Origin of the sequence: Idiomarina sp. Sol25, assembly GCF_033052775.1 — a bacterium.
In the GTDB taxonomy this organism is placed as follows: domain Bacteria; phylum Pseudomonadota; class Gammaproteobacteria; order Enterobacterales; family Alteromonadaceae; genus Idiomarina.
Map to the genome: position 1 here is coordinate 818,276 of NZ_JAUPEW010000001.1, position 14,841 is coordinate 833,116.

At 45.7% G+C, this 14,841-nt stretch carries 13 protein-coding genes; 6 read left to right on the forward strand and 7 right to left on the reverse strand.

Annotated features, from left to right (window positions below):
• Positions 1–34: 34 nt before the first annotated feature.
• From Q5L94_RS03985 to Q5L94_RS03995, 3 genes are all read right to left on the reverse strand, one after another.
• Positions 35–1,759, reverse strand: a complete 1,725-nt coding sequence (locus tag Q5L94_RS03985; protein WP_317497174.1) for a hypothetical protein — start codon at positions 1,757–1,759, stop codon at positions 35–37.
• Positions 1,759–4,074 (reverse strand): hypothetical protein, encoded by a 2,316-nt coding sequence (locus Q5L94_RS03990; RefSeq protein ID WP_317497175.1) that lies wholly within the window; start codon positions 4,072–4,074, stop codon positions 1,759–1,761. Before Q5L94_RS03990 ends, Q5L94_RS03985 begins: the two co-directional genes overlap by 1 nt.
• Positions 4,075–4,344: 270 nt before the next feature.
• Positions 4,345–6,720: a TonB-dependent receptor domain-containing protein gene (locus tag Q5L94_RS03995; RefSeq protein WP_317497176.1), complete on the reverse strand. Its 2,376-nt coding sequence runs from the start codon at positions 6,718–6,720 to the stop codon at positions 4,345–4,347.
• Between the two features lie 169 nt (positions 6,721–6,889).
• Between Q5L94_RS03995 and Q5L94_RS04000 the strand changes: the two genes are divergently transcribed.
• Entirely contained in the window at positions 6,890–7,558 is a 669-nt protein-coding gene (locus Q5L94_RS04000) for a haloacid dehalogenase type II (RefSeq protein ID WP_317497177.1), read from the forward strand.
• 3 nt (positions 7,559–7,561) lie between these two features.
• Here Q5L94_RS04000 and Q5L94_RS04005 read toward each other — a convergent pair whose 3' ends face one another.
• Positions 7,562–9,613: a TonB-dependent receptor gene (locus tag Q5L94_RS04005; protein WP_317497178.1), complete on the reverse strand. Its 2,052-nt coding sequence runs from the start codon at positions 9,611–9,613 to the stop codon at positions 7,562–7,564.
• Between the two features lie 224 nt (positions 9,614–9,837).
• Here Q5L94_RS04005 and Q5L94_RS04010 point away from each other — a divergent pair, with 224 nt between their 5' ends.
• The 3 genes from Q5L94_RS04010 to Q5L94_RS04020 are packed head-to-tail and all read left to right on the forward strand — an operon-like array spanning position 9,838 to position 11,994.
• Positions 9,838–11,352: a PepSY-associated TM helix domain-containing protein gene (locus Q5L94_RS04010; protein ID WP_317497179.1), complete on the forward strand. Its 1,515-nt coding sequence runs from the start codon at positions 9,838–9,840 to the stop codon at positions 11,350–11,352.
• Positions 11,339–11,680: a hypothetical protein gene (locus tag Q5L94_RS04015; protein WP_317497180.1), complete on the forward strand. Its 342-nt coding sequence runs from the start codon at positions 11,339–11,341 to the stop codon at positions 11,678–11,680. Before Q5L94_RS04010 ends, Q5L94_RS04015 begins: the two co-directional genes overlap by 14 nt.
• Positions 11,677–11,994: a DUF3325 family protein gene (locus tag Q5L94_RS04020; RefSeq protein WP_317497181.1), complete on the forward strand. Its 318-nt coding sequence runs from the start codon at positions 11,677–11,679 to the stop codon at positions 11,992–11,994. The genes Q5L94_RS04015 and Q5L94_RS04020 overlap by 4 nt, the downstream gene beginning before the upstream one ends.
• 183 nt (positions 11,995–12,177) lie before the next feature.
• Here the strand turns inward: Q5L94_RS04020 and Q5L94_RS04025 are convergent, their stop codons facing one another.
• Together Q5L94_RS04025 and Q5L94_RS04030 are read right to left on the reverse strand one after the other, a co-directional pair.
• Positions 12,178–12,711: a DUF1543 domain-containing protein gene (locus tag Q5L94_RS04025; RefSeq protein ID WP_317497182.1), complete on the reverse strand. Its 534-nt coding sequence runs from the start codon at positions 12,709–12,711 to the stop codon at positions 12,178–12,180.
• Between the two features lie 9 nt (positions 12,712–12,720).
• Positions 12,721–12,936 carry a DUF1653 domain-containing protein gene (locus Q5L94_RS04030; protein WP_317497183.1) on the reverse strand — a complete coding sequence of 72 codons (216 nt, stop codon included), beginning with the start codon at positions 12,934–12,936 and terminating at the stop codon, positions 12,721–12,723.
• Between the two features lie 113 nt (positions 12,937–13,049).
• Here Q5L94_RS04030 and Q5L94_RS04035 point away from each other — a divergent pair, with 113 nt between their 5' ends.
• Both Q5L94_RS04035 and Q5L94_RS04040 read left to right on the forward strand, forming a co-directional pair.
• Positions 13,050–13,955 carry an acyl-CoA thioester hydrolase/BAAT C-terminal domain-containing protein gene (locus Q5L94_RS04035; protein WP_317497184.1) on the forward strand — a complete coding sequence of 302 codons (906 nt, stop codon included), beginning with the start codon at positions 13,050–13,052 and terminating at the stop codon, positions 13,953–13,955.
• A gap of 20 nt (positions 13,956–13,975) precedes the next feature.
• Complete coding sequence (locus Q5L94_RS04040; RefSeq protein ID WP_317497185.1) at positions 13,976–14,191, forward strand: hypothetical protein; 216 nt, start codon at positions 13,976–13,978, stop codon at positions 14,189–14,191.
• Between the two features lie 86 nt (positions 14,192–14,277).
• On the opposite strand, the gene Q5L94_RS04045 is transcribed toward Q5L94_RS04040, so the two are convergent.
• The coding region (locus tag Q5L94_RS04045; RefSeq protein WP_317497186.1) for a cytochrome d ubiquinol oxidase subunit II at positions 14,278–14,841 on the reverse strand (564 nt) is incomplete at its 5' end.

Here is a 14,841-nt window from a genome sequence, read left to right on the forward strand (position 1 = left end):
CAACACGCATTAATCGGGGTTAATGAGTGTCCGATTAAGGGAATTCACTCAGTTCAAATTCATCCTCAAAGCGTTGTTCTTTCAACCTTCCATCGTCGTAAACCGAGATTGAAAACGGCTGCCCCGATTCTGTATAAGACCAGCTTTTTCCATGTCGCCGGTCTCTTTTATACTCGCTGATATTGTATAATGCGCCTTGGTCAGTGAAATTGACAACAATACCGTCCAGGTAGCCCTCATTGTCGAATGACTCAATACCACGCAAGTAGCCTTGTGGAGAATAAGTACGCCACTCCCCTACTTTAACGCCGTTTTCATAGCTTCCCCGGGATATTTCATAAGGCGCATAGCCGAGGGCAACTTGCCACTCTCCTTCGCGTTTACCCTCGACATACTCGCCTTCAACAACGATTTCACCGTCGGCGTATTCCTGGTAAGTCCCATCTAACAAGTCATCTTTATAATGCTCGCGTAAACGCAAATCACCATTTTCACCATAAACTTCACGGACACCATCAAGCTTACCCTCGTCGTCGTAATGCTCGTTTATCACACCGTAACTATCTTCTGAAACCCACTCACCAACTTTCTTACCGTGGTCGTATTCACCGGAGGTCGTAACCTTTCCCTCTTTATCGGTTATTGTATAGGGCCCATGTCGCTTACCTTCAACGAAACGGACTTTTTCCAGACCATTTCCATATCTGGAAATATAAAGGCCATGCAAATCGTATCCTTTAAACTCCCGACGGTCTCTCACGTTTCCATCTTCGTCATAACTCTCATTTAACCGCCAGCTGTTATCAACCGCCTGGCGGCTTAACCGGGTTAATTGTCCAGAATCATTGTACCGCTTACGCTCATCAACAAGACCGTGCTCTGAGGTTTCAATATGTTCCCGTGAGCGGGTTAACTGACCATTTTCATCATAACTGCGGGACGTAAGCAGTTTTCCATCGTCGTTGCGCTCTTCATAGTGCCTTAATTCACCATTTTCGTAATACAGCTTAGTTTCACCTATCCGTTTACGGTTTTTATATTCTTGTGTTCGTTTAACTGAGCCATTTTCAAAGTAGTCAGTCGATAAACCATTAAGCACATCATCGACATAAGACGACTTCTTGACCAGGTTGCCGTCGGAATCCCAGCGTTTCCCTATTCCCTGTTGCACATCATCTTTGTATTCCGCTTCATACTTAACCTGACCATTTTCATAATAATGGCGTTTTAAACCATTACGTTCACCATCTTTCATGGTTTGCTCGGTCAGCAAATAACCAGTCGATGCATAATTTCTATAAGGTCCATTGAGCTCACCGTCTTTATAGGTCATCTCTCGTATTTTACTGCCGTTTTCCGCATAAACAGTGGCTTTACCTTGCTGCTCACCGCTCGTATCCCGATAACCTTCTGACCTTAAACCACCAGATTCAAAGTAGGTTTTATACGGTCCGATCGCTATCGCCTCAGCAAAATTAAGGGAATCAGCACCGGATTCATAATAGGGGCCGCCATCAACGTAGTTAATAAAAAGACGAAAACCATCGTCTGTCTTTTCGACTTTATCTAATAAATACCTGGCTTCACTTCTGTCATCGGTAGGTTGTAATTCATCGTCCAGCCATTTTATTTGTCTCTCGGCTTCAGCCACTGTTTTTGGCGCTTCGTTATCCCGACCACTTTGCTCAGCAGAAAATGCAAAGGCATTAGACACGATGAAACTGGAAGCTATGGCAAAAAGTACTTTACTGAAAGTCATTAGTTAGCCTCCTGCAAAGATTCAAAATCGGGCATAGGGGGCAGTTGGTGAATCCATTCTTTTTTTACCGGAGCACCTTTAGCAATAAGTTGCTCAACTTTCTCTACTCGCCCACCAATACGTAAAAAACCATCATCGGACACAAAGTCGCTAAACTCTGTATTCAAGTAGTCGACAGAATAGCCTTCATCGTTCTGTGGCAGGACGGCTAACGCCTTCCCGTTGACGTTCAAAAAACGATACTTTCTTAAGAATTCACTCATAGCCACTTCTGGATGCTGTTCTTCCCAATCTTCACCCAGCAGAGATTCAACCGGAATCATCCAGCTTTTTTCACCTAAAGCGATATCGACTGACTGCCATTCCGGCTGGCCGTCACAACGAAGTTTTAAGGCAATGTCAGTATCATAGAAAAAACGCTGTACACCGTCGTCTGTCATTAATTGATAGACCACTTTTTTCGGCATTTTTAAATGCGAAACAACATTACGTCTGTTGGGATCAGCGTTTTCTCTCATCACCAACTCACTTTTATTGCCCTCACTCCGGGCTTTTGCGTTCAGTTTACAAACAGCCGCCTGTTCTGGACTTAAAGTTAAATACAACTGGGGGCGGTCAAAACTGGTGGGCTCTAATTCATCCAGCGCAGACGTAGAGAATTTAAGCTCCTGATCGTTAATCGAAAATTCCATCTCATCGGATTTGAACAAAGGAACGGTATCAACCGGCGCTATCGTCGTATCACTTCTGAGCGTTTCTTCATCATAAAAAATAACTTTCTTCTCAGAAATTTTATTGTCTGTAACATGGTTAAATTTAAGCTCAATTGTTTCAGGCAGCTCATTCTCAAAGGTCAGTTGCATCTTCACTGAGTAACTGCCGCTTCTCGTAATAGCCAAAGCCCGGCTTTCAGCATCGGAAACCCACTGCGGAGAGCTTTCATCTTTTGAAAAAGTTGACAATACAGCACCACTAACGCCATTTACCTGACTATCGAAGTAAGCATCGTTAGTTGACGTTAATGTTAATTCGAAAACGTTATCGTCTTCGGTCGGTACCAATATAGCTTCAGCCCCCTCCATATTAATGCTCGAGCCTTCTTTTCCTATCGGGAAGTCAACAATTTCATAACTTGTCTCGTAGCGTTCCAGAGTCGCTTCTATTGATGTCATTTGCCCAAGGTTGTCAACGACATCTGTCCACCCCAGAGGAAGCGCGTGTATTGTCGTCTCTGTTTTCTCATTATTGATATCCGCGTAGGTGAAAATAGCGCTTTCGTACAAGTCAATATCCAGCGGATTACCGTCATGATCCTTGGCTGTAAGCTCTTTCACTTTAATCGACATTGACCCCATTTGTTCAAAACTCACCCCCGGGTGAATATATCTCATAGAAACCCGGCCGCTATATAACTCTAACTGCCCGGCATTATTCGCAAACACCTCAGCATCACTGGCTCTATCATTTGGGTTCAATTCACTAAAATCTGTATTGTCTATTTCAAAAGGTTCTAAGTAACGCAGGTGCTCGAGATCCTGGCCGTACAACCAGTCTTCCGGAAACATCGAAGTTACCATTCGCATTGAGCCGTTGGATACAGGCAATTCTTCGGGAAGCGGCATATCCATAATCATGGTTAAGCGCTCAGTCCAGCCGGTCGCGCGATCTAAAATGACATAACCAAAAACACGCGCTTCATTATTCTCACCAGTAGCAGACAGTGTCACAGTGCTGTTGGTAAAATCTTCAACCTTAAAGGTCATTTCAGGTAAAGGACTTTTTAATTCAACTAACTGCGTCGCGCCTTTTTCAACTTTTAAGCCAGTAATAAACCCCGGACGTCCGAACTCGTCGTTTAATATTTCTTGTAAAGGATCCAACCCCTGCTTACCAAAGTTTTCCGGCTCCTCATGAATGATAAAATCCACCATTGCGCTAGTGTCTTTATCAATATCAACCGTGAATCCGGCATCCATCATTTTCCGAATGCTATCACCAGAACTTCCGCGATTATCATCTTCAAAGCTCGTAAAATCTCCTTGCGGAAATTCCATTCGCATAAACTGAGGCTTCATGCTTATGCTGTAGACATCGGGTTTATCGGACACTTCATAGTCCAGTAACATCATAGTTTTGAGTCTTTCTGAACGTTTACCGTAACTGCTCTCAACTTTGATATTGGTATCTGAGTACAGTTGGTAACGCCGCTGTTCACCGTCCTCCGGTTTAAAGGATAAGGTCGTTGGAGGACCACTTTCTGAACAAGCGACAACGAGCAGAGCCGAAAAAGCCACGAATGATAGGCGCCCTAACATAAGCTTCCTTAAAATTTATAAACAAATATGAATAAAGTCATATGATAAGCAGTATTAAATCCTGGCTCAACACAGCCCTTGCACCTTAACAAGTTCTTTACACTGATAACTCAATATCGCACGTAACAGAATTTTCCTGACTGTGGCTTTCAATTTAAACGATGTGATGCTTCCAGCGGGTACCAGAACGTGATTATCGACATGAATGCCGGTGAAAGCCGCAGAAAAACAGGTAAGGCTCTGAGTAATAAGGCCTTACCTGTTGGTAACTTAGAAGCTAACGGTAACACCAAACCAGAAGTTTCTGGCTTTATCTTTCACATTGTAATCATCCGTGAAAACAACTTCGCTAACGGCGCCTCGTCCGGTGACATACTCAAATTCACCATCACCGTTAAGGTCCGTATAAGTTGTTGAGTAGGTTGTGAAATCTCGGTCAAATAAATTATTGATGCGCAGATTCAAATCTACCGACTCGGTTAACTTGTAGTTAGCACCCAGGTTAAACAAGCTGTAGTTTTCGAAGTACAGTTGTTTATCGGTAACACTGTCATAACCGCGGTAACGATCTGAGCGGAACTCCCCCTGTAAATAGATGGCAAGGTTATCTGAAGCGCTCCAGTTCAGCCATACATTGGCCATGTGCTCAGCTGTATTCGTTAAAGGCTGACCAATCTGGCTACCGCTTTTCTGCTCGCTGTCGGTCCAAGTGTAGTTACCTCGTACTGACCACGTCTCATTAATAGTATAGTGACCAGCCACTTCAACGCCCTGTACATCCACTTCGTCAATATTGATACGCTGATACCAGGTGTCATAGCCCAGTTTGTTATATTCACCTAAGTTGACGCAGGGACGCTCACCACCAGTTTTTTCACAACTAACGACTGCATCACCATAAGCAATTTTATCCTCGAAGCGCGTATTAAAGTAAGTGATGTTAAAGTTATGGTCACCGTTGTCTGAGTTCCAGTAAAGTGCAATTTCAGAATTTATGCTGGTTTCAGGCTCCAGCTCCGGGTTACCGGCAAAAGGCATAGTTCCCTGTCCACCGAACCCAACGATACCATCATACAAGTCGGTAGTTTTTGGCGTTTTATAACCGGTGCTAACGCCACCTTTGAGCGTCCATGCAGGGCTCAGGTTATAAACTGCGTATAGACGCGGCGATACCTGGCTGCCAAAAACATCATGGTCGTCGTAACGAACACCACCGGTCAGGGTAAAATCAGCAATTGGCATCCAGTTGTCTTCTACAAACAGGGAGTACATTTTCTGTTCTTGAATGGCGCCAGCATTTCCCTCCTCTAAACCAAATACACCGTCTTCCAGTTCGCCATCAATAAGCTGACCACCAATAACCAGGTTATGATGCCCCGCAAAGCCTGAAACAGGAATGTCCAGTCGTGCATCAACGGTATATTGACTGCTGTCTAGTTGGCGAGCAGGTCTTGGTAAAAAAGTTTCCTCCGCAATTGAGCGTCGCTCATCTTCGTCCAAGCCAGCATATTCACCCGTGCCATCGTACATTTCCTGCAGCAATAAACGCTCATCCACGCTTAACGGCAAGGTTCTGCCATTATTTTGTGTGTCTACATAGGATAAAGAAATCATGCTGGTACCAAACGACCAGTCAGCATCATGTGCTAATGACCACCAGGTTCGATCAAAAGTCTGATCCGCCGCGTAGCCTGCACGAGGGTTTACATTTCCCCCACGCGTCTGCCAAAGAGACTCAATACTGTCTTTTGTGCCCAAGGGGTAGGTAATGGTGTCGTTTTCTACATCATAAGAAGGCGTGTTGTCGTAAGACTGATGTGAGTCATCGTAATCGAACTTTATGTGATGGTTCTTTGCTGGCGTGTATGACAATGAAAACCCATAGTGCTCGTCTTTGTTGTCAACAGTACGCCCGCCACTGCCAAAACCCAGCTGACGAACATGTACCGTGCCATTTGGGTCAACTGCCGGCTCAAATTCTGGCGAAGACGCTTGCTGGTCATACAGGCTTCCACGGACTCCCAGACTTAAAACATTCTTAATTAACGGACCTGTGGCACTGAAATCCGTTGTAAAATCATCACCAAAGTTGTCGTTAGTTTGCATGCTACGCCCGAAGGTTACAGCACCTGACCAGTCTTCCGTGTGTTTTTTAGTAATGACGTTAATGACACCACCAAGCGCATCGGCGCCATATAAGGTGGAAGCCGGACCACGGATAACTTCAATTCGGTCAATGGTTTCCAGTGGAGGAATATGGTTAAAGGCATTGCCACCGAAATTATTCGGATAAATATCACCATGATTGTTTTGTCGTATACCGTCCACCAGAATTAAGGTGTAGTCGCCGGTTAAACCGCGCATGCTGATACTGCCCTGGCCGGTTTTGTCGCGGCTGGTTCCTATGTCGATACCTTCCTGATACTTCACCGCATCGAGCAATGAAGTGAACGAGCGCGAGCGTATTTCTTCATTTGAGATAACAGAAATACTTGCAGGTGCTTCGGTAATTTTCTGCTCAAATCCAGCGGCTGTTACGACAATACGCTCAATATCGTCAGGAACCGTGTATTCGTCTGCTAAGACACTACTTCCTAGAGCCGATGCAATAAGTATTGCCAGTGAACTGGGTACAAGTTTGTCCATTTCTGTTTATCCTTAATTTTGTGAGTTAAGCGGTTGCGTATGCTACCCATGCTGTTTACAAATGTAAATACAAATAACAATAATTCGTATTAGCAAAACCAGTAGCGAGCTAAATCATCGTTTTTTTCGTAGAAGAAGAACCTGTATTTTAAGTAGCTGGAGTGTAGTTTTGACGAATTTGGCTTTTGACGTTTATGGCACGCTTATCGACGCGCAAGGTGTGGTTTCAACTTTAAGTTCATACCTTGGCACAGACAAAGCAGAGAGTTTTTCCAGTCGTTGGCGTGATAAGCAATTAGAATATTCGTTTCGTCGCGGACTTATGCGGCAATATCAGGATTTTGCCGTTTGCACTAAAGAAGCCCTCGAATTTACCAACAACGAATACGGCTCGCCTTTAAATGAAGAGCAAAAAGAAGACTTGCTTGATACCTATACGCGTCTGCCTGCATTTGATGATGCCAGGACGGCGCTTAGCAAGTTGAGCTTATCGGGTATGGGTTGCTTTGCTTTTTCCAATGGCAGCCAGGAGGCCGTTTCCGGGTTACTGGAGAAAGCCGAATTGAGCAGCTATTTTAAAGACGTTATAAGCTGCAAAGACATTAAAAGCTTCAAGCCTGACCCGGAAGTCTATCAACATTTTCTTGATAAAACGGGCAGTCAGGCCGAGAGCACCTGGCTTATCTCCAGTAACAGTTTTGACATTATCGGGGCTAACGCCGCTGGCTGGAAAACCGCCTGGGTAAAGCGGACTAAAGAGGCTCAGTTTGACCCTTGGGGAATCGAGCCTACCATTACCGTAAGCTCGCTTTCGCAGCTGATTGAAAATATAAAATAAGGTTTAAAACTCGTACGACAGTTCAAAGCGAACGGTTCTTGGCTCCATTACGTGATAATGCAAGTCTTCCACACCGGTTGCTGGCTCGCCCGGCAACCGGGATGCATAAAAGTAGTCTATATCATGATCATTGCTGTCAAACACATTAAGAACCTGTAAGTTCATCGCCCATGCGTTCCACTTTTTACCCAGCATAAAGTTTACAACCGTCGAGCTGTCGGAACGCTCTGAGTTATCTTCAACCAAGGGGCGCTCTCCCAAATAGCGCAGACGAACCGTTGCAAACCAGTTATCATCAAAGCGTTTTGTAACGCCCAGTTGAAGAATGTCTTCCATCGCACCGGGTATTTCCTGTTCAAGTACCTTGCTGTCATCAAATTCAGCATCGGTATAAGCGTATTCAAGATCAAAGCTTAGCTGGTCACTGTAATTGTAATAGGCAGCCAATTCGATGCCCTGCCGTTTTGATGAACGGCTGGCTTCTGTATTACCAGCGTCTCCCACAAACAATAATTCGCTGTCTTGTTCTAATGACCACAGTGCCAGTGAACTGTTAAATTTCGCACTAGGTCGCCAGCGCACACCAACTTCATAACCAAAGGTTCTGACCAATGGATCAACCGCATCAACGGCGTCGCCATTATTCGGGTCAACACTTGTCACCGTGCCTCGTGCATCGTTGGAATGAAAGCCCTGCCCCGCTGACAAATACAGCTCCGCGTCGTCAGTTAATAAATAGTTGGCACTTCCTTTAAAAGACCAGAGGTCATCCGAAGTTTCACCGTTGTTCGGAGTAAGAGCTACGTTATAGATATTGGTATCAACTAAGGAGTTAACGTCAAAATCAAAGTAGTCATAGCGCAATGACAGGTTCGTTCTCAGCCTGCTGGTCCACTGATAGTCGTAGCTGGCATAAACGCCGGTGCTCCATTCTTTTACCCTGTCGCTTCTTACCGTACCCAGTCGCTCCCGTTGTTGCGACTTGTGCAAACCGACTTCGCCAATATCGTCGTAGCGGGTTGAAAAACCCAGAGTAAGATTATTGTCCGGATGCCAACTACCTGATGCCCCGTAAATTTTTCTGTCATCAACTTGCTCAAACTGGTCGCCCAGCACAGGATCATCAAGGTAATACGTAAAGTTTGAGAATAACGATAACTCGTAGTCGATAACATAGGCGGTTAGCGCGTAGTCAGCCGTTGTGTAAATGGCATTGACGCTGTAGCGGTGAGTTTTGCCGCCTAGAGTGTCATCAATAGAACCCAGCTCATCAATAATGCCCTGACTAACCGCCCGGGAAGGAATTTGGTCAGCACTGTTCCACTCATTCTCGTAACCCATAGCTCCAAAGGTAAGCACGCCCTCAGAAGTACGGATGCTGTGACGTACGACCGCATTAATTTTATCAACGTCCTCGTCAATATCCGTCCAGGGGCCATCATAAGTCTGATACTCAAGCCCGTATAAAGTTGTACTAGTACTGTTCTGAGCAACGCTGTCAGCCAGCAAAACTCGCTGGTAAGCGTCTTCACCCAGGCTCACTTTTGCAAGGCCTTTTTTCCGCTTCATCTGGGTGCTAAAACCCACGCTGCCGGCACTGGAAAAATCGCCCACGTCGCCGTGATAAGAACCTTTCTGATAGGTCACCTGTTCAATCAGCTCAGGAATCAGAAAGTTAATATCGGTATAGCCGTGACCGTGTCCATGAGTTGGCATATTAACTGGCATACCATCAATATAAGTGGCGAAATCAGTGCCGTGGTCGAGGTTGAAGCCACGTAAAAAGTACTGGTTCGCTTTGCCGCTGCCACTGTGCTGAGTTGCACTCATTCCCGGAATCAGTTCCATTAACTCGCCGGTGCGCAACATAGGCCGAATTTCTATTTCAGGTTGCCCCAGCACACCTTCAGAAGCCGACATGGCCTGCCCCAGCAAATTCGCCTGATGCCCTGAAACTAATATTCGTTCAATACCATCGTGCGCAGCTACCTGCGCGGAGTTAAACAAAGCACCTGAAACAACCACAGAAAGAAACGCGAGCTTGAAAGTCTTCATTGACGGAATTATCCCTTCTCAAAATTTTTCGCAGTTTACCTTACAGAAAGCGCTCGCGGTGAAAATTTGAGAGCAAAAGACTGAATCTGGCGACAAAGTTAAGCCAACCAGTAACAATACAAATGATAATAATTTTCATTAATATGTATTTTGTGATTTAATACTGCTCTGACAAAAACTAAAAAAACACTTTTACCATCATGAAAGCACGATTCAGAGACAGTATGACCTGGCTCCATACGTGGGCTGGATTAGTTGTAGGCTGGATACTGTTTGCGGTTTTTCTGACCGGAACATTAGCCTATTTTCAGTTCGAGATTACACAATGGATGCTTCCCGATGTAAAGCAACATGCAACGCCCGAAAAAGCAGTTGCACAAGCACAAGACTACCTTGAAGAGCAAGCCGCTGACTCGCCGGGCTGGTCTATTACTTTGCCCGACGAGCGCTCCACCACCACGAAAGTATTCTGGCGTGACCCGAACTCCAGTAATGGCCGTGGTTTTGAGTTCGCCGTTCTCGACGGTGATGGTAAAAAAATTGAGCAACGTGAAACCCGCGGCGGCAACTTCCTTTATCGTTTTCACTTCGATCTTCACTATATGCCGGTATATATTGCCCGTTGGCTGGTCGGCCTATGCGCCATGCTTATGCTGATAGCTATAATTACCGGCGTAGTCATACATAAAAAGATCTTCAAAAACTTTTTCACCTTTAAGCCAGCTAAAGGTCCGCGCAGCTGGCTCGACGGGCATACTATTACGTCGGTATTCGCTTTACCTTTTCATATTATGATCACCTACACCGGCTTAGTGACATTAATGCTGATGTATATGTCCTCGGCCGTGTCATTAAGCTATAGCGACAGAAGTGAGTTTTTTGACGCCTTACAGTCTCAGCCTTCTAAGCTACAGGCTAGTGGCGAAAGCGCAGATTTGAATAACTTGCAGGAGCTTTATTTTAAAGCGCGGGAAGATATAAAGGGTAACCCCATTCGTTTAGTTCGAGTGAATTATCCCGGAGATACGAATGCCACCGTCACTTTTTACGAAGCGCGTACCCAATCGCTTATGTCAGACTATACGAGGCTGACTTATTCAGCCGTAACGGGTGAGCAATTGCATGTCCAGCGCGTTGAGAATAGTGCGGAGCTGACACGGCGTACCATGATAGGCCTACACGCCGGTCGCTTTGCCGATACTCAGCTGCGTTGGCTGTATTTCTTCTCAGGAATTATGGGCACCTTAATGATAGCCACAGGCTTAGTTTTATGGTTTGAAAAACGCAAAAAGAAACTGCAAGCCAGTGGCAACCTGTCATTCGGTCATTACTTAGTAAGCGGGTTAAATGCAGGTTTTATTATGGGCCTTCCCCTTGCCGTTGCCACCTACTTTCTGAGTAATCGGTTACTGCCAGTAGCGGCCGATAACCGGGCTGAACTTGAAATTGCCTGGTTCTTCTTTGGCTGGTTGTTAATGGTCTGCTATCCGCTGCTTCGCGGCGCCAAAAAAACCTGGCGAGACGGCGCACTGCTTAATGGTCTTGCCTACCTAAGCTTGCCCTTTATCAGCTTTATTACTGTCGACCGGCACCTTCTGAATTATCAGTACCCTCGCGACTGGCCTTTATTTGGCATGGATACCAGTTTCATTTTAACGGCAGCCGCATTTCTGGGGCTTACCTGGTATCTGGTTCGCAAATGGAATTCAAAGGAGACGCAAAATAATGTTGAAAGATAAAATAGCAAATGCGCCGTCTAAACTGTCCGTAAGTTATCGAGTTCTGCTAGCAACAGTCGGTGGGTTTATCTTTACACTTATTGTTACAGTCTTCACGCCTGAACTGTTTTTATGGGCTTTTGGCTGGAATAAAGCCACAAGCTTAATGTGGATGATGCTACTGAGCTTTGGCGTCTACTGCGGTCTGGTTATGTGGATTATTGCTACTCGCAAGTTACTGAAAACAAGTCTCATACTGTTGTTATGCGGAGTTGCCCTGTCTTTTAGTTTTATCCAGCTGCAGTCTCATAACGCAGAGAAACCAGCGGAAACTGAGGTAACATCATGATATCAGCTGTTATTTGGTTGCTTAGTTTAGCGGGCTTTTGGCTCCTATGCATTGTTACAGCGCGCCACCGCAAGCTATTTAATTTAAAGACGTTAAGCCAGCGTGCTGAGCGGATCTATAAAATTGTAGGCTTTATGTTGCTCGGTCTTGCACTGGCCGGCACAAGCTTAATGCCAAACCCTGTAGACGGAATACTGGTCTGGTTTGGTATTCTGACTTTCGCCTCACTGCTTATTTCCGCGCTATTAGCGGTTCAACAGCAACACGGTCTCGGAGTTAATAAAAGCCGCAGGCGGAACCCCCAAAACACTTGAAGAAGATGACTACGGTGACTTATTTCAGGTTGTTGTTAACGGTGACAGCGTAGTGACAAACAGGCTTTATGTACCGGTTGTGCGTTAGTAATACACACAACCCGCAAATAGTCCTTCTACCGCAACATATTATTCCCAGTGCGTTCTGAACCAGGACATCATTTCACTTCTTATATCGACAATTTATGGCAGTGGCTGATACCCTTTCCAGTCCGGTACCAACGGCTGTTGTTCACCGTCAAACTCAAGCGTCACATAGTGGTTATCTACCAAATCAACGCACAAGCAGTCGTCCACCGCCAGTAAGTCGTCTTTATGAATCTGCTCAGCGTCCGCTAAGCCGGCTTTGGAAACTTGTGCGCGAGCCAGTTGTTTTGCGGATTGTGGCGAGTCAGCGACCACCACAGTAAAGTCATGATACTCGGCCAGCTTATTCGGAAAATAACCACCGAAGTTAACGAAGTACAAGCGTTTTTGCGCAGGTTTTTCAGGCGCTTCAGAGGTCAGATGAATACGGTAGCCATCCACATGGTGCAAATGGACAAAGCTGTCCAGGTGCAGTCCTTTTTGCGTGCCGAACCACCCTTTTCGAATAGCCGGATAAGTCTCTTCCATGCTCTGCCCTACTACAAAGCGAATGTCATGCAACTCAATGTTCGCTCCAGGCGCCGTGCCGCCCACATAAACTAAAAAGAGTTTGTTATCGGTTTCGTTCATTGTCTTCCCTTACTCATTGCCAATAAAACAGAATCGGGGCACGTTATTCCCGTCTATGTTGACCTCTTCCACGAACATGTCAAAGGGGCGAACCCAAAGTTCCTGTTCCCCATACAGGGGCTGATAAAGCACCATCCACTCTTCAGTTTCGCTATGACGGGCGGTATCAATGACGCGGTAACGTCCGCCTTTGTAGTGTTCGTAAATACCCGGCTTTATGGTCATGTTGGTTTATTCCAATGCTTATGGTTACTAAAATACTTTGAAAGCATGTTACCAAAAGTTGTCGTTTAGCGGATAATCTCCTTTGTAATGGAAAATTAACCGGTATTTAATTCATGCGCAGCTTTAATCTATTTCTCACTCTTATATCTTTAATTTTCAGCGGCTATTCAATAGCTGCATCAGAATTGACGTTTGAAACACAGGCACTGCAACGCCCGTCACCAGCTGACTCTAAAATCACCTATCACCTTGGTTCAAGAACAAAGCCAGCAAATAACCTACTGCTTATATTGCAAGGTTCTGATTGCCGGAGCGCATTAACAAACAATTCTGTTAATGAAGTTTTACCCAAAGTGCGACCGGACGCCGATGTTCTGCTCATTGAAAAATGGGGGCTGAGACCAGAAACCAGCGAATGCCCGCAAACCTACATCGACAATGATTCACCTTCGCAACGAGTCAGTGACGCTAAACAGGTGCTGGAACACCTAAACAAAGGTTATCAATCGATTTACGTTCTGGGTGGCAGCGAGGGAGCCGTTATTGCCGTCATGCTGCGCGAAGCGTTCCCCGGCATTACCGCCACTATCGCATTTAATGGTGGCGGTAATTCGTTTCAGGACGATATTGAGCACAATATAAAAGCATCGACACCCGCAGAGGTTACAGCATCGGTACTTGCCGAGTTTCGCGAGTTTGCAGAGCAAATAAAAACATCAAATGAGCCCTTTACCGTTAATTCAAGCCAGCATGGCTACAAGTGGTGGAAAGAAATGCTTACCCTTAAGCAAATCAACATCATCGAACGCGGAAAAACACCTCTGCTCATTGTTCAATCGGGACAGGACGCTTCAGTAGACCCAGAGAGAACCCATATAATGATAGAAAATCTAAGCAGTTCGGAGAATGTAAAATATCAGTACTTTGAAGAACTTGACCACGGCCTACGAAAAGAAAATGGCGACAGTATTGATGACTCCGTACTGGCTGTCATGCGAGGATGGTTTAAGAAACACTGAGAATGCTATGAGTTGCAGATATGAAAACAGATAATAAAATACTTTCGACCATATACTTGGCGCTGGTTATTATTGGCGCAGGCCTTGTTGGTGGAACCATCATTAAGTCATTTCAAGTGGGTGAGTTCACTCTACACAGTACAGAGTTTAAAGATTTTCTCATAGCACTACTTATTTCATTGCTTTATCACTGGTGGGAAGCGCGCAAAGAGAAAGCGAAAAATGAGCAATCTTGACTCTCCCTGGCAGCAATTAAAATAATGGACGGCTTTCCGGCCGCCCATGAGTTTAAGAAGAGTTTTCCTGAAAGAACTTATATCTGCTAATCGTGATATCCACTGTCCGGGTCGACCTTACCCCGGAAGACCCAATAAGTATAACCTGTGTAAGCGAAGATCGTGGGGAGCAGGAACATTGCACCGACCAACAGAAACTTCAGGCTGTTGTCCGGTGCTGCGGCTTCCCACAGGGTAATGCTGCGGGGTACCAGATACGGGAATATGCTGACCGCGAAGCCGGTGTAAGCCAGCAGGAACATGCCCAGGCCCCATAGGTAGGGGCGTCCTTCCTGTTTTCTATGCAGCGAGCGCAGTAAACCAATGGTCATCACCGCCAGCAATATTGGCAAAGCCCACAGGCCAACGGAGGCCGGGTAAGTGAACCAGCGCTCGGCAATAAATGGGTCGACATAAGGTAAGTAAAGGCTCACAAAGGCAATACAGGCCACCAGCAATATCGTGGTGTACCAGCCGGCTCGGTAGCTTTGGCGCTGCAGGTCGCCGCGGGTTTTCATCACCAGCCAGGTCGCGCCCAGCATCATGTAGCCGATAACCACCGCCACACCGCAGAAAAGAGTAAAGGGTGTCAGCCAGTCGAACCAGCCGCC